Raw genomic sequence first — 23038 nt, forward strand, 5'->3', positions numbered from 1 at the left:
TTTTTTATGTCAAAGTTGCGCAGGCATTATAATTTGGCTGGTATCAAAGCCCTTTTGTCTTGCGATAGTTAAGTAATATTGCAATTTTTCTTGTGGTAGAGATTTGTTGCGAGAAAGGATCCAAAAATAATCCGTGTTATACCCACTGACTAAAGCTGTGGAGTAGTCAGGCTCAAGATAAAACACCACATAACTACCGTAGAAAGGGCCGAAAAAAGAGACCTTGAGATGGGCGATATCTGGTGATCCGACAAATTTCGCTTTGCCTTCGGCTTCTTTCCATTCACCAGCCTCTTCATTGAATCCTCTGTTTATCACTTTTACTGAACCATCATCATTAAGCGAATAAGTAGCGGAGATCTGTGACAGGCCACGTTCAAAGCTGTGGTCTAGGCGGGCAATTTCGTACCAGGTGCCAAGATAACTTTCTATGCTAAATGGTTTCACCGGAGTGACCTGTACTGGCATGCCAGTACATCCTGTCATTCCGAACAAAATAACAGTAGCAAGATATCGGGTGATTTTTCGCATCTTACAACCTCTTTTTACAGGTGATTAGATAGCTTCTTTATTTATTGCTTTGTAACTGACTTGATACGCCTGTTTCTATACGTACGTAGTGTAAATCTTCGAGCATCTGTCCAGCACTGAAGAAGTATTGATATGAATGCTAGTTGTATTGATAGGAGACAGAAATAATCAGCACCATTCTATATATATTTATGCAATTAACATCAGATGTAAATCACAAAGATTGTATGAAAATCAATCACTAGGATAAACACAGTTTCCCTCTACAGAAACAGTAATTGCTCATTTTTCGAGTATTATGTTGCAAAAAATTTGCGAGGGATGGGCAGAATAATGATGAACTCAGATGTACATAATAATAAAGCATCAGATTTTCAGTTATTGAACTTAGCTAGCTGTGATATGAAGAACCTGGCATCGCTGTTCAATGAGAACAAGGCGAATCAGCAACAAGATGTCACTCGCTATCTGGTGTTTAAGCAACAGGCTCCGCACTTTTATTCATTAAGAAAGCATCGTATTGACGTCAAAGCATTTGAAGGTGTTACTGACGGTGAGCATATTTCTATTAATTCACCAATGACAGATTCTGCTGTAGAAGAGATTGATGTTGATTTCCCGCTGGCACGATATCGTGCAGTTAATCGCCATACGATTTTTAATCTGTTGCTTGCATTGAAAGAACAGCATGAATACCACACTCTCAATATTCGTCTGCCTTTGTGGGGAATCGCCTCGGAGAATGAGCTGAAAGATATCGTTAAGCTCTGTCTGGTTGCTGGTGCTGATAATCTGGTAGTTCCTTTCGATACCGACTCCGAAAAGCAACATCAGAGTTATTCCTCTTTAGTTCTTGTGCTGATTAAACGCCTTTTTGTAACCGAAAGTTGCGGCATTATATATAGCGGTTTGACCTCATTACCGGCAATGGAACGAATTGTTGCCTTGTCTCAAGATGAGCTAGGGGATAAGTGGGTTGAAGGGACTTTTCTTAAGTTTGAATGTTAACAACAAACTACGTCTCATCTAAAAAAACGGTGTTCCTGACACCGTTTTTTAATGCGCTCGCGATAACTGCGGGCCTATAACTTTTCGTTCAGTCGTGGGCTGCTCAATTCAGACAGAATCGTTGTTCAAGGTAGCAACGGATGGATTGTTCGCTGGCATCAAAATGAGGTTGGGGTAGGTTGGCAGGATCGACCCATAACCAGCCTTCACACTTATCGGGCTCCCGTAGCTCCGGCTCCCCAGTGAATTCAGTAACAAGCAAAGCAATGCTGATATAGTGCTTACCTGACTCGTGGTAAGTTTCCAGGTTATTGGTAACAGCGATAACATGTGGTTTTTTAATTAGCAGTCCGGTTTCCTCTTCGACTTCCCGAGCCGCGCATTGACTGAAGGTCTCTCCAATTTCCATGTGGCCGCCGGGAATGGAATAATAGGGCGCATGGCTGTTTTGTCGCTTACCAACCAGTACTTCCCCTTTGCGGTTTACGATAATCACACCGATACCTACCATAGGTGTTTCTGCTGCCACAATTGCTCCTTATTTTGAATGAGGCTCCTGGGGACTAAGCATACCATTTTCTGCCTGAAGTAATTGACTGAATCAGTACTAGCGGACTGAGACATTATTCGCTAATCTGCTGGAACGCATAAAATACAGGATCGAATACAAACAGATGGAAAGTTTAACGTTACAGCCGATAAATCAGATTAATGGCGAAGTAAATCTGCCGGGGTCGAAAAGTGTTTCTAATCGTGCGCTATTGTTAGCTGCGCTGGCACAGGGTACCACGCGCCTCACTAACTTGCTTGATAGTGATGATATCCGCCACATGCTGAATGCATTGAAACAGCTGGGCGTAAACTATCAGCTTTCAGACGATAAAACCGTCTGCGAAGTTGAAGGCTTGGGGGCTGCCTTCCATCCGTCTCAGGCTCTTGAGTTGTTTTTGGGGAATGCAGGTACTGCCATGCGTCCGTTAGCTGCAGCTCTTTGTCTGGGAAGTGGTGAGTTTGTGCTGACGGGTGAACCACGTATGAAGGAGCGTCCGATTGGCCACCTAGTGGAAGCGCTTCGCACGGCTGGGGCTGATATCACTTACCTTGAACAGGACAATTATCCACCGTTGAAGATCAATGGAACTGGCCTGCAAGGTGGCGAAGTTGAAATTGATGGTTCGATCTCCAGTCAGTTTCTGACTGCGTTTTTAATGTCAGCACCGATGGCGAAAAGCGACACCGTCATTCGCATTAAAGGCGATCTAGTTTCTAAACCTTATATTGATATCACGCTGCAGATTATGTCGCAGTTTGGTGTGTCTGTTGAAAATCGTGACTATAAAGAGTTTGTTGTTCCTGCTGGTCAGACATACATAGCACCGGGTGACTTCCTGGTTGAAGGTGATGCGTCGTCAGCATCTTACTTTTTGGCGGCCGCCGCGATTCGTGGCGGTGAAGTGAAAGTTACCGGTATTGGAAAGAAAAGCATCCAAGGTGATGTTCAGTTTGCAGATGCACTGGCCGCGATGGGGGCTGAAATCGAGTGGGGGGATGATTACGTGATTGCCCGCCGCGGAGAGCTGAAAGCTGTCGACATGGATTTTAACCACATTCCGGATGCTGCGATGACTATCGCGACCACGGCACTGTTTGCTGAAGGCACGACCTCTATTCGTAATGTGTATAACTGGCGGGTTAAAGAGACTGATCGACTGGCAGCAATGGCCACCGAACTTCGCAAAGTTGGCGCTGAAGTTGAAGAGGGCTATGACTACATTACGATTACACCACCGTCAAAATTAACGCATGCTGCGATCGATACTTATGACGATCATCGTATGGCAATGTGTTTCTCGCTGGTGGCACTGAGTGATACGCCGGTGACGATTAATGATCCTAAATGCACGTCTAAAACCTTCCCTGATTATTTCGACAAATTGGCTCAGTTGAGTAGCTAAGTAGAAAGGTTAGTAAGTCATTGATTCAAGCCCGCCTCTGGCGGGTTTTGTCGTACAGAAATAGAATCAAGTTATTCTTTGTCCTACAAATTTTCGGGTGGTAACGGTTAAATCTCGAACTGTGAATTCCTTTGTTTTAATAGTACTTCGTCAATTTTTCCCGTATAATCCGCCCCCGTTTGTGAAGGGTATAATGCAACGCAAAACAAATGCATTTCATTATATCGCTTTAAGTTTTAACAAGTTCGGAGAAAACTATGTCTACAGATGCTCCAGTGATCACTGTTGATGGACCAAGCGGCGCCGGTAAAGGCACCCTGTGTATGCTATTGGCAGATAAACTGGGCCTGAATTTACTTGATTCCGGCGCTATTTATCGTGTTCTGGCTTTGGCTGCGATTCATCACGGTGTTGATCTTGAGTCTGAAGACGCGCTGGTTCCTTTAGCTGCACACCTGGATGTTCAGTTTGTGGCTGAAGGCGAGCTGGTAAAGGTTGTTCTTGAAGGTGAAGATGTTTCTTCTGAGCTGCGCAAGGAAGAAACTGGCATGGCGGCATCAAAAGTGGCGGCTTTGCCTCGTGTGCGAGAAGCACTGCTTCGTCGTCAGCGCGCATTCAGTGAGGCTCCGGGCCTGGTTGCTGATGGTCGAGATATGGGAACAGTGGTCTTCCCTCAGGCTGAAGTTAAGATTTTCCTCGATGCAAGTGCTGAAGAGCGCGCGAATCGCCGTATGAATCAGTTGCAACAGAAAGGCTTAGATGTTAACTTTGACCACCTTTTGAAAGAAATTCAGGAACGTGACTACCGAGATCGCAATCGTGCGGTCGCTCCGTTGCGTCCCGCGGCTGATGCTTTGGTGCTAGACTCTACTGAGATGTCAATAGAGCAGGTAACTGCCCAGGCATTGGCTTATATTGAAACAAAATTATCGGCTGAGTAATCAGCGTGATGGCGTCGGTATCATGGATGATGATCGACTTTACTTCCAACCCCATGCGGTAGGATACCCATGGTTGTTAATCAAGTTGAAGATTAAATAATGACTGAATCTTTTGCTCTACTTTTTGAAGAGTCTCTAAACGAACTAGAAACACGTCCAGGCGCGATCGTTAAAGGTACTGTTGTAGCTATCGAAAACGGTTACGTACTGGTTGACGCAGGCCTTAAGTCTGAGTCTTCTATCCCAGTTGAAGAATTCAAGAACGCTGCTGGCGAACTTGAAATCGAAGTTGGCGCAGAAGTTGACGTTGCTCTAGACGCTGTTGAAGACGGCTTCGGTGAGACTAAACTTTCTCGTGACAAAGCTAAGCGCCACGAAGCTTGGATCCAGCTTGAAAAAGCTTACGAAGATGCTGAAACTGTTGTTGGTATCATCAACGGTAAAGTTAAAGGTGGTTTCACTGTTGAACTTAACGGCATCCGTGCGTTCCTACCTGGTTCTCTAGTAGACGTACGTCCAGTTCGTGACACTGCTCACCTAGAAAACAAAGAGCTAGAGTTCAAAGTAATCAAGCTAGACCAGAAGCGTAACAACGTAGTTGTTTCTCGTCGCGCAGTTATCGAATCTGAAAACAGCGTTGAGCGTGATGAACTTCTTGCTTCTCTACAGGAAGGCATGGAAGTTAAAGGTATCGTTAAGAACCTTACTGACTACGGTGCGTTCGTTGACCTTGGTGGTGTTGACGGTCTTCTACACATCACTGACATGGCTTGGAAACGCGTTAAGCACCCATCTGAAATCGTTAATGTTGGCGACGAGATCAACGTTAAAGTTCTTAAGTTCGACCGTGAGCGTACTCGCGTATCACTAGGTCTTAAGCAGCTAGGCGAAGATCCATGGGTAGCTATCGCTAAGCGTTACCCAGAAGGTACTAAGCTTTCTGGCCGCGTAACTAACCTAACTGACTACGGCTGCTTCGTTGAAATCGAAGAAGGCGTTGAAGGTCTTGTACACGTTTCTGAGATGGATTGGACTAACAAGAACATCCACCCATCTAAAGTTGTTAACGTGGGCGACGAAGTTGAAGTTATGGTTCTTGATATCGACGAAGAACGTCGTCGTATCAGCCTAGGTCTTAAGCAGTGTAAAGCTAACCCATGGCAGTCATTTGCAGAAATGCAAGCTAAGGGCGACCGCGTAACTGGTAAGATCAAGTCTATCACTGACTTCGGTATCTTCATCGGTCTTGAAGGCGGCATCGACGGTCTTGTTCACCTATCTGACATTTCTTGGAATGTTGCAGGTGAAGAAGCAGTTCGCGACTTCAAGAAAGGCGACGAAATCTCTGCAGTTGTTCTAGCAGTTGACGCTGAGCGTGAGCGTATCTCTCTAGGTATCAAGCAGATCGAAGAAGACCCATTCAACGGCTACGTTTCTGTAAACAAGAAAGGTGCTCTAGTAACTGGTACTGTTACTGCAGTTGACGCTAAAGGCGCAACTATCGAGCTAGCTGAAGGTGTTGAAGGTTACCTACGTGCTTCTGAAGCATCAGTTGACCGTGTTGAAGACGCAACTCTAGTTCTTTCTGTTGGCGATTCAGTTGAAGCTAAGTTCACTGGCGTTGACCGTAAGAACCGCGTAATCAACCTATCTGTACGCGCTAAAGACGTTGCTGAAGAGCAAGAAGCAATGGCTGCACTGAACAAGCAAGATGATGCTGCATTCGGTAACGCTATGGCTGACGCTTTCAAAGCTGCTAAAGGCGAATAATTGAGCATAGGGGGAGGATTTTTCCCCCTAAGCGGTTATACTATTGAGAAACATACTAAAAAGACGGAGTGTTTATGACAAAGTCTGAATTGATTGAAAGGCTGTGTAGTCAACAAACACATCTTTCTGCCAAGCAGGTAGAAGATGCAATCAAGGAAATCCTTGAGCACATGGCGACCACTCTTGAAGAGGGTGATCGTATTGAGATCCGTGGCTTTGGTAGCTTCTCATTGCATTACCGTGCTCCACGTGTGGGTCGCAACCCAAAAACTGGTGATAAGGTTGAGTTGGACGGTAAATACGTTCCTCACTTCAAACCAGGTAAGGAATTACGTGACCGGGTTAACACAGCTTTTGCTGGCTAACCACACATAGAACAAAAAAACGGCATGCTGATAGTATGCCGTTTTTTTATGTCTATAGATCATGGTCTGACGAGTGAAAATCTTGCATAATCAACCAATCAAACTTTTGATCAAGTGATAAGGATTCACGATGAAGATACTTAGCATTCTTGTATTAGTTGTCTGCTTTTTGGTTACATTGGCACTTGGTGCGCAAAACCAACAGCTGGTCAACTTTGATTTTCTGATAGCTCAAGGTGAGTTCCAATTATCTACTCTACTTGGTATCACATTTGGTGCCGGTTTTGCTATTGGTTGGTTGATTTGCGGTACGCTTTACTTGAAGGCGCGTTTTTCTAAAAATCGCCTTAGCAAGAAAGTACAAAAGCAACAAAAAGAGCTGGATCAGCTTCGTGCCGAGCCTGTTAAGGAATAATCGTTAATGCTAGAGCTGTTGTTCCTGTTATTACCAATTGCAGCCGCTTATGGCTGGTACATGGGTAACAGGAGCGCTAGTAACAAACAACAGGAGCAGTCGCATCACATGTCACGCCAGTATGTAACTGGCTTGAACTTGCTGTTGTCTGATCAGTCAGACAAGGCTGTTGATGTATTTATTGAGCTGCTCCAGGTTGATAGTGAAACTATTGATACTCACCTTGCTTTGGGTAATCTGTTCCGAAGCCGGGGTGAAGTTGATCGCGCTATTCGTATTCACCAGAACCTGATTGCCCGTCCTAATCTGACTATTGATCAACGTAATCTGGCGTTGCAGCAGTTAGCTAAGGACTATATGGTCGCAGGCTTCCTTGATCGTGCTGAAAAAATCTTCGAGCAGCTTTTGGATGAGCCGGACCACCGTAAAGGGGCATTGAAGCAGTTGCTGACTATTTATCAGCAAACCCGCGAGTGGGAAAAGGCTATTGAGATGGCGACCCAACTGGTTAAGATGGGTAAGCCTGAACTCAAACATGACATAGCTCATTACTGGTGTGAAATGGCGATGTTGGAAATGAGCGCACTGAATTCGGATAAAGCACGACAGTTCCTCAAAAAAGCCCTTTCAGCGGATAAAACTTGTGTTCGGGCATCTATCATGATGGCTAAAATCATGATCAGTGCAGAAGAATACAAGGCAGCGACTAAACAGCTGGAGCGTGTTGCTGAGCAGGATATTGATTACGTCAGCGAAACATTGCCGATGCTGTTGCAATGCTATGAAGCCATGAATAATGAGACCGGTTGGCTGAAGTATCTTCGTCATTGCGTTGACCTTAAGGCGGGTGCTACTGCTGAATTGATGCTGGCAGATGAAATTTCTAAGCATGAAGGTTCGATCGTTGCTCAGGCATTTATGACCAGGCAGCTGACGAAAAACCCGACCATGAAAGGATTTTATCAGTTGATGGACTACCATCTGGATGAAGCAGAAGAAGGCCGGGCAAAAGATAGTCTTGGTACTCTGCGAGAGCTGGTTGGTGAGCAGTTGAAGATTAAACCGCATTTCCGCTGTCGTAAGTGTGGGTTTGCGACTCATTCGCTCTATTGGCAATGCCCGTCATGTAAAGGCTGGGGAGCAGTGAAACCAATCCGTGGCTTGGATGGCGAATAAAATGAATTATCGAAAAACCCGTTCGTAATCCGAACGGGTTTTTTATTATCTAATGAAAGTAAAAATAAAACAGATAACTGGCTTTAAACAATCTCGTTTGAACAAACGATTGGCTTGTTAAGAAAAGTGTTATTTTTAAGTGTTACGAACAAATTTTCAATAAGTACTCGAAAAAATACAAATTTACTGTACAATCCTGACCGCGCTCAGGAAGCTGGGCATGTTTGACCTATAACTAAGCAGGAGATGCCATGTTGGATCCAAAAGTGATTGTCGCTCTCGACTACCCAAGTCAAGATGAGGCTTTAGCCTTTGTTGACCGGATTGAACCGGGAAGTTGTCGACTTAAAGTTGGCAAAGAGATGTTTACTTTATATGGCCCCGACTTTGTGCGTAAACTGCATGATCGGGGCCATTCTGTATTCCTTGACTTAAAATTCCACGATATTCCGAACACCTGTTCCCGCGCGGTTGCAGCAGCTGCTGAGTTGGGTGTATGGATGGTGAATGTTCATGCCAGCGGCGGTGAGCGGATGATGGCGGCGTCGCGTGAAATTCTTGAACCGTATGGTAGAGATCGTCCGCTGCTTATTGGCGTAACGGTACTGACCAGTATGGATGAGTCTGATCTTGCCGGTATTGGCATTCAGCGAGAGCCTCGTGAGCATGTACTTAGTTTGGCAACATTAGCTAAGAACAGTGGCCTGGATGGCGTTGTCTGTTCTGCTCAGGAAGCGACGATGCTGAAGGGCAATCTTGGTCAGGAATTCAAGTTGGTTACACCGGGCATTCGTCCGGCTGGCAGCGCGGCAGGAGATCAGCGCCGTGTTATGACTCCGGTAGAAGCGGTGCAGGCGGGTTCAGACTATTTGGTAATCGGTCGTCCTATTACTCAGGCTACAGACCCTGCGGCTGTGCTGGCGGAAATCAATAAGTCCCTGGCAAAATAAAGTAAGTCTTTACTTCTATATTTCTAGCGTCCGAATTTTATCGGGCGCTTTTTATTTCCCGAATATCGTGCTGACGTCACGAAACAATCAAATACTCCTCATATAGCCCGCAATTGCTGTAAGTATTTACATACAATTATTTATATTTATCTTTTGTGCCATTGATGCGTTTTGCCGGGGAGGGCCGAAATGGATTTGGCCATCGATATAGATTCTCCATTCTGGCGTTTGGGGATTGCGTTACTCTTAGGGGCGCTGATTGGTACTCAGCGCGGATGGGTTCACCGTAAGGAAGCTTCCGGGTTAAGAATTGCCGGAATAAGGACTTACTCTCTTATCGGGCTGATGGGAGGAATATGCGGGCTGTTAACGGAACTGTATTCTGAGCTGATTCTGGCATTTTCCTTTTTAGGGTTATCATTATTAATCGTAATTGCGTATATCCGGAGCCAAAAGGTTAAAACCAATCTTAGTATTACCGGACTTATTGGTATGTTGGTGACTTTTTTGCTCGGCAGTCTGACCGTAGTGGGTGATCCAGTCCTTGCAGCATCGGTCGCTGTGATCACCGCGATCATTTTAGATAACAAAGAAGAGCTGCATTCGGCTTTATTGAAGTTGCAGGAATATGAGCTTGATGCTGCCTTGCGACTGCTGTTGATTTCAGTGGTGATGCTGCCGCTACTTCCCAATCAGGGGATGGGGCCATGGGAAGCAATTAATCCTTATGAGATTTGGTGGATGGTCGTTTTGATCGCCAGCATTTCTTTTGTTGGATACTTTGCCATCAAAATAGGCGGTACAGAGAAAGGGATTCTATTTACCTGTTTGTTTGCTGGGTTGAGTTCATCTACTGCACTGACATTGCAATTTGCCAATCTTTCCAAGCAACAAAAGCAGCTTAGTGGCTTGCTTGCCTGTGGGATTCTTATTAGTTGCGGCACCATGTTTCCACGGATTTTATTTGTTTGCTCGGTGATAAATTACGCGCTGGTTGATTTGCTGTGGTGGCCGATGCTTCTGATGATGATAGGTTTTTACTTACCTGCATTTTGGATTTGGCATCGGGTAGAGGTTAAAGGTGAAACCGCTCCGGAAGTTAAACAGAATCCCCTGGCGCTTTCTTCTGCGATGTTTTTCGGCTTAGTATTGTTGGTGATTATGTTACTTTCAAGTGCGTTGCAGGAGTGGTTTGGTAATGCCGGTACACTGACACTGGCTGCCATTTCCGGCATTACAGATGTGGATGCGATTACTCTGGCACTTGGCAGGCAGAGTGCCAATAATGGGGTGCTGGTAACAACTGCGTTTCTAGCTATTTTTATAGCTTCAGCGATAAACAGCTTGGTGAAAATGGTGATGGCAAGTGTTATCGGCGGCAGTGAAATGCGTCGTTATGTTATTGGTCCAATTACAGGTTCGGTATGCATTGGAGCGGTCAGCGTGTGGTTATCATATGCTTGATGAACCAAGGGGATACCTGAAAAGAAAACGGGCCGTACAGCCCGTTTTTTAGTTTATATACCTTTATGGGCACTCGATTTTTGGTGTGCCGCTGCTGATGCGGTTAGTTCTGTCGTGTGACGGTGCCGTGAAATGGCTGTCGAGCAGTTTTTGCGTCAGTGAGTGTTGAGGGTTCATAAACACCTCTTCAGTGGTTCCCTGTTCAACGACTTCGCCTTTTTGCATAACCATAACTTTGTCGGAGAAGTGCTTAATCACTCCCATATGCTGGGATACGTAGATATAAGACAGCCCCATTTCTTCCTGCAGCTCCAGCAGCAGGTTAATGATCTGCGAGCGCATTGACATATCCAGACCGTTCAATGCTTCATCAGCGACGATAATACAAGGTTGCAGGATTAGTGCGCGGGCCAGCGATACTCGCTGTTTCTGTCCGGTTGCCAACATCTGTGGGTAGAAGTAAGCGTGTTCCGGCAGCAGACCGACACGCTTTAGCGTCATCATGATCCGGCGCTCACGAGCCTGTGGCGTCATATTAGTATTACGCTTAAGCGGCCCTTCCAGAATCTTACCTATCTGAATACGTGGATTGAGCGATGTATTGGGATCCTGGAAGATCATGCGGATCAGCTTGCAGCGGGTTTCAAAATCATTAGGTTCCAGCGGCTCGCCATTAACCCTGATGATACCTTCGGTTGGCTCAACTACGCCGGAGAGCATTTTGGCCAGGGTTGATTTGCCAGAACCGTTTTCACCAATGAATGCCATGGTTTCACCGGCTTCCAGCGAAAAGGAGACTGGTTTGACCGCTTCAATCGTCCGGCGTCGGAAAAGTCCTGAACGGTAGTGATAGTCTTTTTTAAGGTTCTCTACCTCAAGTAGTGCACTCACTTTTTCGTCTCCTCCATATTCAGCGGAAAGTGACAGCTGAATTTATGGTTTTTGATCTTGCGTCTTTTCGGTACTTCAACACATTTGCGCTGGGCATATGGACATCTCGGGCCCAGGCGGCAGCCAATTGGTAGGTGCTGAAGGGGAGGTATAGAACCGGGAAGCGTTGCCAGTTTGCACTTATGAGGCAGAACATCCACATTGAAATCCGGCATAGCACGCAGCAGGGCATCGGTATACGGATGGTGCGGTGATTCCAGAAGTTGCTGGCGGCTGCCGGACTCAACTGACTGGCCGCAATACATAACTGTAATTCTGTCTGCCCATTGAGTGACTGTAGTCAGGTCGTGGCTGACTAGCATAATCGTGGTATTGCCGAGCTGGTTCATCCGGCTCAGTAGTCGGAAGATTTGTGCCTGAGTGATAGGGTCAAGGTCATTGGTTGGCTCATCGGCAATCAGCAGGCGAGGGCGGTTGGCAATCGCCATTGCAATCATCACCTTCTGGCATTCACCGTCAGTCAGCTCATACGGGTAACTTCTCATTACCCGCTTGTGTTCCTTGATCCCGACTTTGTGTAGCAGGGCAATAGCTTGTTTCTGGCGCCACTGGAATCGCTGCCACCAGTGGCCACTGAATGATGCTGAAGGAATCGCTTCTTCCAGCTGCTCCCCGACTCGTTCAGACGGATCAAGACATGACGAAGGTTCTTGGAAAATCATCGCAATCTCACGGCCGACGATTTTGCGTCGTTCACGAGGGGAAAGGGACAACAGATCAACGTCACCCAGTCGCAGACGGTCAGCGCTGACTCGCCAGTTGTCTTTTTCTACACCGGCAATCGCTTTAGCAACCAGGCTTTTACCTGAACCGGATTCACCTACCAGGCCTCGGATTTCGCCTTCATTGATGGTAAGGCTCATGCGATCTACAGCCTTAACCATCCCTTGTGGCGTATCAATTTCGATGGTCAGGTTACGAATATCTAATAATGGCATTAATCAATCCCCGCATTTATTGCCTGGCGGAGTCCTTCACCTACTAAGTTTATAACCAATACGCTGAAAGTAATGGCGAGTCCCGGTAGGGTAACTGTCCATGGAGCCAGATAGATCAGCTCGATGGAGTCTCCCAGCATCGCGCCCCATTCCGGTGACGGAGCCTGGGCTCCAAGGCCGAGAAAGCCAAGCGCAGTAATATCCAGGATGGCAATGGAGATCGCCCTGGTCATCTCATTGGTAATGACGGTCAGGATATTAGGCAGGATGGAGTTGTACAGTAGGTAGAAACTGTTAGCGCCGTCAAGACGGGCCGCAATGATGTAGTCCTTTTCTACTTCTGCGTGTACCGCGGTGTAAATGGCACGGATAAAACGTGGGATCAATGCCAGCCAGATTGCCAGCAGGATATTAGTTTCGCCCGGGCCTAAATAGGCAACCACTATAATGGCGAGCAATAGCGATGGAATCGACATTACTGTATCCAGCAAGTGGTTCAGGATACTGGATTTAAAGCCGCGGGTCATACCAGCGGTGACACCGATCAGAATGCCGATAACACTGGAAGCAAAGGCAATCAGTAAGGCATAACCGAAAGTCAGCTGTGAACCTAGGATCAGGCGGCTCAGAATATCCCGGCCTAGATCATCGGTACCGAAGAAATATTCTACGCGGCCGTGGAGATCCCACGATGGTGGCATCAATAGCTCACCGACCTGCTGGAATGGTGTATAAGGAGCCAGCCATTGGGCAAACAGGGTGATCAGTAGCAGGAAGAATAGACACCATAGTCCGAACATTGCCAGTGAATTGGCGCGGAAGTTCTGCCATGCTCGCTCCCACTGGGTTGGGATTTTCTGCTCCTGGTAAATGTTATTTGATAGCATACCATTCCTTCCTTACGAGCGGGTTTACAAAGGCACCGGTAAGATCTGACAGAATGTTTGCCAGCAGAATAAAGCTACCGACGGTGATAACACCAGCCTGAATTGCGACATAATTTTGCTCGGCAATGGCATTAAGCAACCAGCGGCCGATTCCCGGCCAGTTGAAAATTGATTCAGTCAGCATGGCAAATGTCATCATGGTTGAGAATTGCATACCCAGTTTCGGAATAATCGGCGGAATCGCGTTTTTCATCACATGGCGCATGATGATTTCAAACATCGACAAGCCTTTAGTTTGAGCTACCTTGATAAAGTTCTGGTTCATCACTTCTGCTACAGACGTGCGGGTCAGGCGGATAACTTCTGTCATCGGTGCCAGGGCCAATACTAAAGTCGGCAGAATCAGGTGCCGGATTGTATCCATCAGTGCTTCAGGGCGGTAAGGCTTGTCAGAGAGCATGACATCAATCAGGCCGACACCAGTGACGTGGTCAATTTCATATAGCAGGCTGTATCGACCGGCAACCGGCAACCACTCCAATTGTTGAGAAAACAGCATGATAAGCAGAACAGCCAGCCAGAATAACGGAATTGAATAGCCGACCAGGGTGACAGAGGAAATCGCGGTATCAACAAAGCGCCCACGCTTAACACCAGCCAGGGTGCCTAATGGGATGCCTGCAATCAATGACAGCGAGAAAGCAAAGAAACAGAGTTCCAGGGTGGCAGGGAAAACGACCAGCACTTCATTCAGGATCGGTTCTCCGGTCTGGCTTAGGCCAAGGTTGCCAGCCATCAGGTTTTGCAGGTAAATTGCCCAGCCATTCCAGAATGGCTGGCTGCTCCAGATGGAACTCTGATCGAGGCGCATCAGACTGAATCCGACCAGGGTCAGGATAACCATGGTGATCAGAAACAGGTTGAGGCGACGAATAGTATAAATAAACATGCTGTTAATTACTCGCTACGGTAGACACTTGAGAATGAGCGAGTACCGAAAGGACTCATTTGTAATCCACCCAGTGATTGATGATGAACCTGGAAATGAACACCGTGGGCCAGTGGAATAATCGGAACCTCGGTATCCAGGATATCCTGCGCAAGGTGATAGTAGTTCACCCGCTGATCCAGCTTGTTGGTGCGTGATGCAAGTTCCAGAAGGTTGTCGAAACCAACGTTACACCAGTTGGCTACATTCAGGCCGGCATGTCGGGCACTGCATGACAGCAACGGACGAAGGAAGTTGTCCGGGTCACCGTTATCAGCAATCCAGCCGGTCAACAGTAAATCACTCTCAGCAATGTCACTTTGGTCCATGCGATGAAAGGCTTCCTGGTTATAGATAGAAAGCTGAATGCCTACAGCATTGAGATCTGCCTGGATTAATTCTGCGGTTTTTCTCGGGCTCGGGTTATATGGTCTCGGTTCAAGTGATACCCACATCTTTAAATGCAGGCTTTTGTCGTAACCAGCCTCTTTCAATAACGCCAGTGCTTTAGCCGGGTCATAGTCAAGGGCTTTACTGTCATGGTTATAAGCCCAGGACATTGGTGGCAGAATACTTTTCGCTTTGGTTCCCGTGCCGTAGTAAACAGAATTCAGCAGGTTTTCGCGATTAATCGCAAGGTTAATCGCTTTTCGTACCCGAATATCTTTCAGGGTAGGCCTGTCATTATTGAGAGCGATAAAGGCTACATTCATCCCTGTTTGGGCAAGCAGCTCAAACTCATCATTGTCGCTGATGACTGGTAACTGACTGGCAACCGGAGAAGAGAGAACGTCACATTCTTGGCTCAGGAGTTTTGCCAGTGTACCTGTTCCTCGTGATGAGATATCAAATACGACCTGTTCCATCGGCGCGGCACCTTGCCAATAGCCCCAGTGTCGCTTCAGGCGGATCAGATCATTAGGAATATACTGAGATAAGTAGAATGGTCCTGTTCCGATTGGTTTCATGTCCAGTTGGTTTAGTGTTCCGGCTTTTAGCAACTGCTGAGCATATTCCTGTGAAAGAATAATGGCATAGCTGGTAGCCAGGTTTGACAGAAACGCATTGTCCGGTCGGGTTAAGGTGAATGTAACCGTATGGGAATCGATGAGCGTGATATCTTTAATCAGCTTGTTAAAGCCCTGACTTTCAAACCACGGATAACGTCCGCCAGAAACCTTATGATAAGGATGTTCCGGCTCGATGATACGTTTGAAACTGAAGACAACATCCTGGGCGTTAAGCTGACGGGATGGTTTGAACCATTCGGTTGACTGGAATTCTATGCCTTTACGCAAAGAAAAGGTGTATTCCAACCCATCATCACTGATAGTCCAACTACGGGCCAGTGACGGCAGTGGCTGGTGGCTGACAGGATCAAGAACCAGCAGGCGATCGAAGATCTGCGATGCCAGAGTATCGGCAGTCAGTCCGCCGTCAGTAAGCTGAGGGTTAAAAGTTGTCGGCGTATCCTGCCCGCAATAGACGAAGCCGCGGCTGCGAATATTGCTGTCTTGGTGTGGCTCGGTACAGCCAATCAGGCTAAATAGCCCGAAACACGCAAGCAGTAGACGAGTATAGGCGCTCATAAAGAAAAAGGTTTTTTGAATACAAGAGGCTAAATTTACCATTATCCACCACTGTGACCAAGGTCTCTCCGAAAATAACCGCTCATATCCTAGTGATATACACCCGTCAGCGATGGTTACCTGCGGGTGATATTCTGTTGCAGAATCTTTTATTCTGAATTGCCAACAAGCTGATACTTGCGCAGCAAACCTCTGAGTTGATGGTAGCTTAATCCCAACAATTCAGCGGCTTTTCGCTGGTTAAACTTAGCTTCATTCATCGCTTTGTTGATTACATCAATTTCCTGCTCCTGCTGCCATTGGCGGAAATCAATCGGGAACTGAGTTTCAGGGGAAGATGGTGACGGTTCCTCACCGGCTTCATTTGGGGCTGGATTGTCATGCCACGGAGCTCGGAAAGGATCGATAATGATGTGATCGACTGGCTCGTTCTCTTCACCGTGACGGAAAACCGAACGTTCGATGACGTTTTTCAGCTCCCGGATATTGCCCGGCCAGTGATAAGCCATCAGTTCTTTCTCTGCTTCTGAGGTAAAACCGGCGAAATAGGTAAAGCCCAGCTCGCGACACATTCTTACTGCGTAATATTCGGCCAGCGGCATAATATCTTCACGTCGCTCGCGAAGCGGTGGCAGATGAATAATATCGAAAGCGAGGCGATCTAACAGGTCTGCACGGAATTTTCGCTCTTCTGCCAGTTGGGGTAGGTTTTCGTTTGTTGCACAGATTAGCCTGACATTAGCCTGGCAGGTTTTGCTGCCACCAACTCGCTCATACTCGCCGTATTCAATGACTCGCAGCAATTTTTCCTGAACGCCAAGGGGCGCAGTGGCCAGTTCGTCAAGGAACAGTGTTCCGCCTTCTGCTCGCTCAAACCGTCCTTGATGGCGACCTTTCGCGCCGGTAAAAGAACCAGCTTCATGACCAAACAGTTCAGAATCAATAACCCCTTCACTCAGTGCTGCGCAGTTAAGTGTCACCAGTGGCTGATCCCATCGTTTTGATAAATAGTGGATACGCTGGGCGATGAGTTCTTTGCCGGTTCCTCGCTCGCCCAGGATCAGGATTGGACGGTTAAGCGGGGCAAGGCGGGATGCTTGATCAAGAACCGCCAGAAATGGTTCCGACTCACCGATGAGGTTTTCCGTTTTCTGCATGGTCAATCTCGCTAACAGTTGGCGTATATAATCACACCATAGCACCTAATATTTGACCAATCAAAGCTAACTTTATGAAATATATTAGAAATAAAATCTGGCACAGAGATTGATATGTATAAGTAACTGAATGGTGACATATACCGAGAGCCTGTTCCCCGGAAAGTGCAGGCCCCAATCGACTGAAGGAGATTAATTATGGGTATCTTTTCTCGTTTCGCAGATATCGTGAATGCCAATGTCAACTCATTGCTTGATAAAGCTGAAGACCCGCAAAAAATGATCCGTCTTATCATCCAGGAGATGGAAGATACTCTGGTTGAAGTACGGACGTCTTCAGCAAGGGCTCTGGCTGATAAGAAAGAGCTGCAGCGCCGTATCGACTCTTTACAGTCACAAATTGATGACTGGCAGCAGAAAGCAGGTTTGGCATTGCAAAAAGGTCGTGATGATTTGGCCCGTGCTGCATTGATTGAAAAACAGAAACTCAGCGATGTACTGCTTACTCTTAATGAAGAATACAAATTGGTGGAAGAAACCATCAACAAACTGAGTAATGAAGTGGCAGAGCTGGAGCGTAAGCTGCAGGAAACTCGTGCCCGTCAGCAGGCATTGGTGATGCGTCATAAAGCTGCTGATAACCGTCGTGAAGTGCGCCGTCAGCTGGATACCGGCAAAGTCGATGAGGCGCTGTCTAAGTTTGAACAATACGAACGTCGTATTGATGAAATGGAAGCCGAAGCTGACAGCTACAAGCTGGGTCGCGGTAAGACTCTGGAGCAGGAATTTGCTGACTTGCAGGCTCAAGATGAAATTGAAAAAGAACTTGAGCGAATGAAAGCAAATATCAAGGAAAAAGAGTAAGCTAGTGACATTAATCAGGTTCCGCACGACACGAGGATGGAGGTAATTTATGAGTTGGATTGTATGGCCGCTGATGGCGTTTTTGATTTTCGTGGCGCCATTGTGGCTGATTCTGCATTACCGTAGTCAGCGTCAGGCTAGCAAGGGATTGTCGGGTGAGGAGCAGGAAAAGCTTCAGACCCTTGTGATGCGTGCGGAGCAGATGCAGGATCGCATCAAAACCCTGGAGCAGATTCTGGATGAGGAGGCTCCGCAATGGAGACAGCGCCGATGAATAAAACCCTGTACCGCGATCCGCAAAACGGGAAGATTAGTGGAGTTTGTGCCGGGATTGCCGAATACTTTGGAGTAGAGGTTTGGCTTGTCAGGATTCTCGCTGTGTCTTCTTTTCTGCTAGGTTTTGGTTTTATCACTCTGGTTGTTTACATCGCAGCCAGTCTGATCCTGGATAAAATGCCGGAAGAGCGCAGGCAGGAGCAAGATGCTCACCGCGAGCATACCATTAAACAGAAGTCCTGGCAGACGGGCCTTTCTTCCGAGCAGATTCTGTCAAATGTCGAGCATAAGCTGGATGATATGGAAGACGAGCTGCGTCAGATGGAAGCCTATGTGACTTCGTCAGCATTCCGGGTTTCGAGAGAGTTCAATAAGCTCTAGGTTCGCATTATTTATTTAAAAGCAGGCATCGCGCCTGCTTTTATTGTTGTCTCCCCCGCACAATATCCTGTCAGCATTATTCATCAGTGGTTAATGTAAGGAACGGTATTCTTTAATCAGAAGAATAAGTTAGGAAGCAGTATGAATCGAATTGGTAACGAGTTAAATAAAATAGTCAACCGTAGTCTTGATCGCCATGTTCGCCTTGCCGTTACCGGTTTGTCGCGAGCGGGTAAAACGGCTTTTATTACTTCACTTGTTAATCAGCTGCTTCATGTCAGTACCAACCCGCGACTTCCTCTGTTTTCAGCTGTTCGTGATGGTCATCTTCTCGGCGCTAAACGCGTGCCTCAGGCCGATATGCATGTACCAAAATTCGGTTATGACGAGGGGATGAATTCATTGCTGTCTTCGCCGCCGGAGTGGCCGGAGCCGACGCGGGATGTCAGTCAAACCCGGCTGGCACTGCGTTACAAGCCGCAAAAGGGACCGATGAAGCTGTTACAGGACACCGCTACTTTATATCTCGATATTGTTGATTATCCGGGAGAGTGGCTGTTGGATTTGCCATTACTGGAAATGGATTATCTAGCCTGGTCGCAGCAGCAGAAAAAGTTGCTGAAAGGCAGGCGAGAAGAGCTGGCGAGAGAATGGCTGATGATGGCTGAGCAGCTGGATCCGATGGCTCCTGCTGATGAAAAGCAGCTTGAGCAGTTGTCGGCGTTATTTACTGAATATTTATATAAATGTAAGGCGGAAGGTGGATTGCACTGGGTGCAGCCGGGGCGTTTCGTTTTGCCGGGCGAACTGGCGGGGGCGCCAGTGTTGCAGTTTTTCCCGTTTGTTTGGGCGAACAAATATTCAGAGCAACAGCTTCAGCAAGCCGATGAGCATACCAACTTCGGCGTATTGAAAAGTCGTTATAAATATTATCAGCAGCATGTTGTTAAAGGTTTCTACCGCGACCACTTTTCTAAGTTTGACCGTCAGATCATTCTTGTTGATTGTCTTCAGCCGTTAAATGCCGGTCCGGAATCCTTCAATGATATGCGGCAGGCGCTGGATCAGTTGATGCAAAGCTTTAAGTATGGCCGGAGTTCACTGCTGCGCCGTTTGTTGTCCCCTCGTATTGACAAGGTTCTGTTTGCCGCAACGAAGGCTGATCATGTGACGCCGGAGCAGCACCCGAATCTGGTGAGCCTGCTTCAGCAAATAGTGAACGATGCCTGGCAGACAGCTTCTTTTGAAGGGATAAAGATGGATTGCATCAGCCTGTCATCTATTCAGGCGACGGAGCCTGGTTTTGTCTCTTATCAGGGACAGCAGATGCCGGCATTGCGCGGACATACTTTGACGGGGCAGGCGCAAACTTTGTTCCCGGGAGAAGTTCCCCGTCGATTGCCCAATGATGAATACTGGCAGGAACACGGATTTGATTTTATAAACTTCCGTCCGTTAGAAATTCAAAGCGACGAGCCTATGCCGCATATCCGTATGGATAAAGTACTGGACTATCTGTTGGGAGATAAACTGCGATGAGCCAGCATTATAAGACCAAAATTTTGTTTGATGAGCAGAAAGAGCAGATGTCGAACCCGGAGCAAGAGCTGACTGCTCAGCAACAGTTTACCGGTGAGAGTAAATTTGTGCCGGAAGCGGTAACAGAGCCGGATGTTGAAGAGCAACTGGCGCAAACACTGGCAAGTAAACCGAAGCGAAGCGGACGCTGGTTGAAGGGAATTCTGGTTGCTGGCTCTGTGATGACCGGCTGGCAAACTCTGGATTATGTAGTTACGGCGTACCAGAGTGCTGACTGGCTGGCATTGGGCTGGAGCACTATTGTTGCTGCCGTTGCCGCGACCGGAGTTACCGCCCTGGGACGTGAAATAGTGAAGCTTGGCCGTCTTAAGCAGCGTCAGTCTGAGCGAGAACAGGCACAGCAACTGCTTGAGGCTGATGGTATCGGCCAAGGTAAGGCATTCTGCATGAAGCTGGCCCGGCAAAGTGCGATTCATGAAGATCATGCCGGCTATGATCGCTGGATTCAGTCGCTAGCCGCTACTCATAATGATCGCGAAGTCTTGGAGTTGTACAACCAGATGGTATTGGTTCATCAGGACAAGCTGGCACGTCGGCTGGTTGCTAAATATTCCAGTGAAGCTGCGGTTATGGTTGCCGTCAGCCCGTTGGCTGTCGCTGATATGTTGCTGGTGGCATGGCGTAATTTCAAACTTATTGAGCAAGTAGCTGCGGTTTACGGCGTTGAGCTTGGCTACTGGTCGCGGATCCGGCTGGTGAAGCTGGTTCTGGCGAACATGGCGGTAGCCGGTGCAACTGAAGTTATTGCTGATACAGGGATGGATATGTTGTCTATGGATCTGGCCGGGCGAATGTCCACTCGTGTTGCTCAGGGAGTAGGTGTCGGTTTGCTAACCGGACGACTTGGACTGAAGGCAATCAGCCTGATGCGTCCTTTGCCGTGGCAGGCTGATCAGCAGCCGAAGTTAAGTGAAATCCGTAAAGATCTGGTGTTACGCCTGACCGGGCAGCAAAAAGACACTTGATATCAAGCCTAAAATTAATAAGCCGATTGGAAATAATTCTGTCGGCTTTTTTCATCCTCTTTTTGCTTCATTCCCATAATACTTTGAAAACACCACTGAAAATCACACCATTATTGATGATAAAGTAGTCAATCATCGCTACCAGCGTGCTGAACCTCTCAACGTATCACAACAGTGACTTGACTCGAAAACAGAGCAGGCGCAAACTTCCATTGTGTCAACAATTCCTGACACTTTGTGAGAAAAGAATTTTAGAAGGCGTGTGTTATGAGGCTTCAAGTCTTTTGTGAAGACCGACTTGGTATAACCCGTGAGTTGTTGGATATTCTGACCAGCCAGCAAATTGATTTGCGTGGCATTGAGATTGACCGTGTTGGGATCATTTACCTCAACTGCCCGGAAATTGAGTTTGAACAGTTCAGTCAGTTGATGTCGCAGATCCGCCAGCTGGATGGGGTGACTGATGTACGTAAAATTCAGTTCATGCCAAGCGAGCGCGAACATAAAGAGCTGAAGGCACTGCTTGAGACCTTGCCGGACCCTTTCTTTTCGATCAATTTGCAGGGTAAGGTCGATCTTGCCAATGATGCCGCCGAAGCTCTGATGGGGAAAAAACGCGGCGATATTGTTGGTGAGAATATTCAGTCTCTGCTTGGTTTTAACTTCCAGCACTGGCTGGAAAAAGACGAAGCAGCTTCGCGTAGCGAAATGATGGTGATTGCCGGGCTTGATTACATGATGGATATCATGCCGGTTTACGTTGCCGATGAGAGTGAAACTCAGGTACTTGCCAGTGCGATGATTCTGCTGAAATCCCTTTCTGAAGCCAAAATGCCGGTTGCCATGCGCAAGTTCAGCGGTGATAACGGTTTTGAACATTTGGTAGGGCAGTCATCCCGCTTTAAACATATGCTGGCCCAGGCCAAAAAGCTGGCATTGCTTGATGCACCATTGTTGATTCAGGGGGAAACCGGTACAGGTAAAGAAATGCTGGCCCGTGCCTGCCATCAGCGCTCTATGAGACGCGATAAGCCGTTCATGCTGGTTAACTGTGTTTCTATGCCGGACAATGCCGCTGAAACCGAGTTGTTCGGTTATGCCGGCAATGCAAATGAACCGGGCAAGAAAGGGATCTTCGAGCAGGCTGACGGAGGAACGGTATTCCTTTATGAAGTCGGGGAAATGTCAACGCATCTGCAGATTAAATTGTTGCGCTTCCTTCAGGATGGCACGTTCCGTCGTGTCGGTGAAGAAAAAGAGATGAAGGTTGATATCCGGGTGATCTGTTCAACCCAGAAGAAGTTGCCGGATCTGGTTGCTTCTGGCGATTTCCGTGAGGATTTGTATTATCGCCTGAATGTTCTGCCACTGGTTGTTCCGCCGTTGCGAGAGCGAACGGCTGATATCGTACCGCTGGCTGATCTTTTCCTAGCGCAGTTTGCCCAGGAACTGCAACAGTCCAAACCGATTATTTCAGATGAGCTTGCTCAGTATCTGAGTCAGTATGCGTGGCCGGGTAATATCAGGCAGTTACGTAATGTACTGTTCCGAGCTATGACTCAGGTGGAAGGCAATGAAGTCACTGTGGATGATGTTCAACTGCCGGAGAATGAATCGGCTGGCATTATTAGCGAGGAAACGCTTGACGGGACACTGGATGAAATCATGAAGCGTTATGAGTCCGGTATTCTGAACAATCTCTATCGTAGTTATCCGTCAACTCGTAAGTTGGCGAAAAGGCTGGGAGTTTCTCATACCGCCGTGGCGAATAAACTGCGGGAATATGGTATCAATAAGCGCTGATTGTATAAGGTGAATGATAGATAAATTGATGACAAAAAGGAGGCTTAGCCTCCTTTTTATGTATT

General features: G+C 47.2%; 23 protein-coding genes. 15 read left to right on the plus strand and 8 right to left on the minus strand.

Going from position 1 to position 23038, the window contains the following annotated elements:
• Positions 1 to 9: 9 nt before the first annotated feature.
• On the minus strand, positions 10 to 531 hold the full coding sequence (locus AACQ93_RS05860) for a lipocalin family protein (RefSeq protein ID WP_064602841.1): 522 nt from the start codon (positions 529 to 531) through the stop codon (positions 10 to 12).
• A 333-nt stretch (positions 532 to 864) separates the two neighbouring features.
• On the opposite strand from AACQ93_RS05860, the gene AACQ93_RS05865 reads away from it, so the two are divergent.
• Entirely contained in the window at positions 865 to 1539 is a 675-nt protein-coding gene (locus tag AACQ93_RS05865) for a hypothetical protein (protein ID WP_064602843.1), read from the plus strand.
• Between the two features lie 103 nt (positions 1540 to 1642).
• On the opposite strand, the gene AACQ93_RS05870 is transcribed toward AACQ93_RS05865, so the two are convergent.
• Positions 1643 to 2068: a nucleotide triphosphate diphosphatase NUDT15 gene (locus tag AACQ93_RS05870; protein ID WP_064602846.1), complete on the minus strand. Its 426-nt coding sequence runs from the start codon at positions 2066 to 2068 to the stop codon at positions 1643 to 1645.
• 145 nt (positions 2069 to 2213) lie between these two features.
• Between AACQ93_RS05870 and aroA the strand changes: the two genes are divergently transcribed.
• The 8 genes from aroA to AACQ93_RS05910 all read left to right on the plus strand — a co-directional run bounded on the left by aroA (position 2214) and on the right by AACQ93_RS05910 (position 10575).
• A complete protein-coding gene (gene aroA, locus AACQ93_RS05875; protein ID WP_064602848.1) occupies positions 2214 to 3494 on the plus strand; it encodes a 3-phosphoshikimate 1-carboxyvinyltransferase in 1281 nt (426 codons plus the stop codon).
• Between the two features lie 257 nt (positions 3495 to 3751).
• Positions 3752 to 4435: a (d)CMP kinase gene (cmk, locus tag AACQ93_RS05880; RefSeq protein ID WP_064602850.1), complete on the plus strand. Its 684-nt coding sequence runs from the start codon at positions 3752 to 3754 to the stop codon at positions 4433 to 4435.
• 99 nt (positions 4436 to 4534) lie between these two features.
• Positions 4535 to 6205: a 30S ribosomal protein S1 gene (rpsA, locus tag AACQ93_RS05885; RefSeq protein ID WP_007462029.1), complete on the plus strand. Its 1671-nt coding sequence runs from the start codon at positions 4535 to 4537 to the stop codon at positions 6203 to 6205.
• A 74-nt stretch (positions 6206 to 6279) separates the two neighbouring features.
• On the plus strand, positions 6280 to 6570 hold the full coding sequence (gene ihfB, locus AACQ93_RS05890) for an integration host factor subunit beta (protein WP_007462030.1): 291 nt from the start codon (positions 6280 to 6282) through the stop codon (positions 6568 to 6570).
• 130 nt (positions 6571 to 6700) lie between these two features.
• On the plus strand, positions 6701 to 6985 hold the full coding sequence (locus AACQ93_RS05895) for a LapA family protein (RefSeq protein ID WP_064602853.1): 285 nt from the start codon (positions 6701 to 6703) through the stop codon (positions 6983 to 6985).
• Between the two features lie 6 nt (positions 6986 to 6991).
• A complete protein-coding gene (gene lapB / locus AACQ93_RS05900) occupies positions 6992 to 8161 on the plus strand; it encodes a lipopolysaccharide assembly protein LapB (protein ID WP_007462032.1) in 1170 nt (389 codons plus the stop codon).
• Between the two features lie 251 nt (positions 8162 to 8412).
• A complete protein-coding gene (pyrF, locus tag AACQ93_RS05905) occupies positions 8413 to 9111 on the plus strand; it encodes an orotidine-5'-phosphate decarboxylase (protein ID WP_064602855.1) in 699 nt (232 codons plus the stop codon).
• A gap of 189 nt (positions 9112 to 9300) precedes the next feature.
• Complete coding sequence (locus AACQ93_RS05910; RefSeq protein ID WP_007462034.1) at positions 9301 to 10575, plus strand: MgtC/SapB family protein; 1275 nt, start codon at positions 9301 to 9303, stop codon at positions 10573 to 10575.
• Positions 10576 to 10638: 63 nt separating this feature from the next.
• On the opposite strand, the gene AACQ93_RS05915 is transcribed toward AACQ93_RS05910, so the two are convergent.
• The 6 genes from AACQ93_RS05915 to pspF all read right to left on the minus strand — a co-directional run bounded on the left by AACQ93_RS05915 (position 10639) and on the right by pspF (position 17085).
• Entirely contained in the window at positions 10639 to 11466 is an 828-nt protein-coding gene (locus AACQ93_RS05915) for a peptide ABC transporter ATP-binding protein (protein WP_007462035.1), read from the minus strand.
• Positions 11463 to 12464, minus strand: coding sequence for a peptide ABC transporter ATP-binding protein (locus AACQ93_RS05920; protein WP_007462037.1), 1002 nt, complete (start codon positions 12462 to 12464; stop codon positions 11463 to 11465). Before AACQ93_RS05920 ends, AACQ93_RS05915 begins: the two co-directional genes overlap by 4 nt.
• On the minus strand, positions 12464 to 13351 hold the full coding sequence (gene sapC / locus AACQ93_RS05925; RefSeq protein WP_064602857.1) for a putrescine export ABC transporter permease SapC: 888 nt from the start codon (positions 13349 to 13351) through the stop codon (positions 12464 to 12466). Before sapC ends, AACQ93_RS05920 begins: the two co-directional genes overlap by 1 nt.
• A complete protein-coding gene (locus tag AACQ93_RS05930) occupies positions 13338 to 14300 on the minus strand; it encodes an ABC transporter permease (protein WP_007462049.1) in 963 nt (320 codons plus the stop codon). Before AACQ93_RS05930 ends, sapC begins: the two co-directional genes overlap by 14 nt.
• Positions 14301 to 14308: 8 nt before the next feature.
• Complete coding sequence (gene sapA, locus AACQ93_RS05935; RefSeq protein ID WP_064606519.1) at positions 14309 to 15928, minus strand: ABC transporter substrate-binding protein SapA; 1620 nt, start codon at positions 15926 to 15928, stop codon at positions 14309 to 14311.
• Between the two features lie 149 nt (positions 15929 to 16077).
• The gene (gene pspF, locus AACQ93_RS05940; protein WP_064602859.1) at positions 16078 to 17085 is read right to left on the minus strand and encodes a phage shock protein operon transcriptional activator; all 1008 of its coding nucleotides are present in this window, start codon (positions 17083 to 17085) and stop codon (positions 16078 to 16080) included.
• A gap of 198 nt (positions 17086 to 17283) precedes the next feature.
• Between pspF and pspA the strand changes: the two genes are divergently transcribed.
• The 6 genes from pspA (at position 17284) to tyrR (ending at position 22973) form a co-directional block, all read left to right on the plus strand.
• Positions 17284 to 17949 carry a phage shock protein PspA gene (pspA, locus tag AACQ93_RS05945; RefSeq protein ID WP_007462053.1) on the plus strand — a complete coding sequence of 222 codons (666 nt, stop codon included), beginning with the start codon at positions 17284 to 17286 and terminating at the stop codon, positions 17947 to 17949.
• Between the two features lie 49 nt (positions 17950 to 17998).
• Positions 17999 to 18223, plus strand: a complete 225-nt coding sequence (gene pspB, locus AACQ93_RS05950) for an envelope stress response membrane protein PspB (protein WP_007462054.1) — start codon at positions 17999 to 18001, stop codon at positions 18221 to 18223.
• Positions 18220 to 18606: an envelope stress response membrane protein PspC gene (gene pspC, locus AACQ93_RS05955; RefSeq protein WP_036798397.1), complete on the plus strand. Its 387-nt coding sequence runs from the start codon at positions 18220 to 18222 to the stop codon at positions 18604 to 18606. Before pspB ends, pspC begins: the two co-directional genes overlap by 4 nt.
• Before the next feature lie 141 nt (positions 18607 to 18747).
• Positions 18748 to 20145 (plus strand): YcjX family GTP-binding protein, encoded by a 1398-nt coding sequence (locus tag AACQ93_RS05960; protein ID WP_064602861.1) that lies wholly within the window; start codon positions 18748 to 18750, stop codon positions 20143 to 20145.
• Positions 20142 to 21170 (plus strand): YcjF family protein, encoded by a 1029-nt coding sequence (locus tag AACQ93_RS05965; protein WP_064602863.1) that lies wholly within the window; start codon positions 20142 to 20144, stop codon positions 21168 to 21170. The genes AACQ93_RS05960 and AACQ93_RS05965 overlap by 4 nt, the downstream gene beginning before the upstream one ends.
• A gap of 267 nt (positions 21171 to 21437) precedes the next feature.
• The gene (tyrR, locus tag AACQ93_RS05970) at positions 21438 to 22973 is read left to right on the plus strand and encodes a transcriptional regulator TyrR (protein WP_007462060.1); all 1536 of its coding nucleotides are present in this window, start codon (positions 21438 to 21440) and stop codon (positions 22971 to 22973) included.
• Positions 22974 to 23038 lie beyond the last annotated feature (65 nt).

Origin of the sequence: Photobacterium sp. J15, assembly GCF_963870815.1 — a bacterium.
Lineage (GTDB): Bacteria > Pseudomonadota > Gammaproteobacteria > Enterobacterales > Vibrionaceae > Photobacterium > Photobacterium marinum.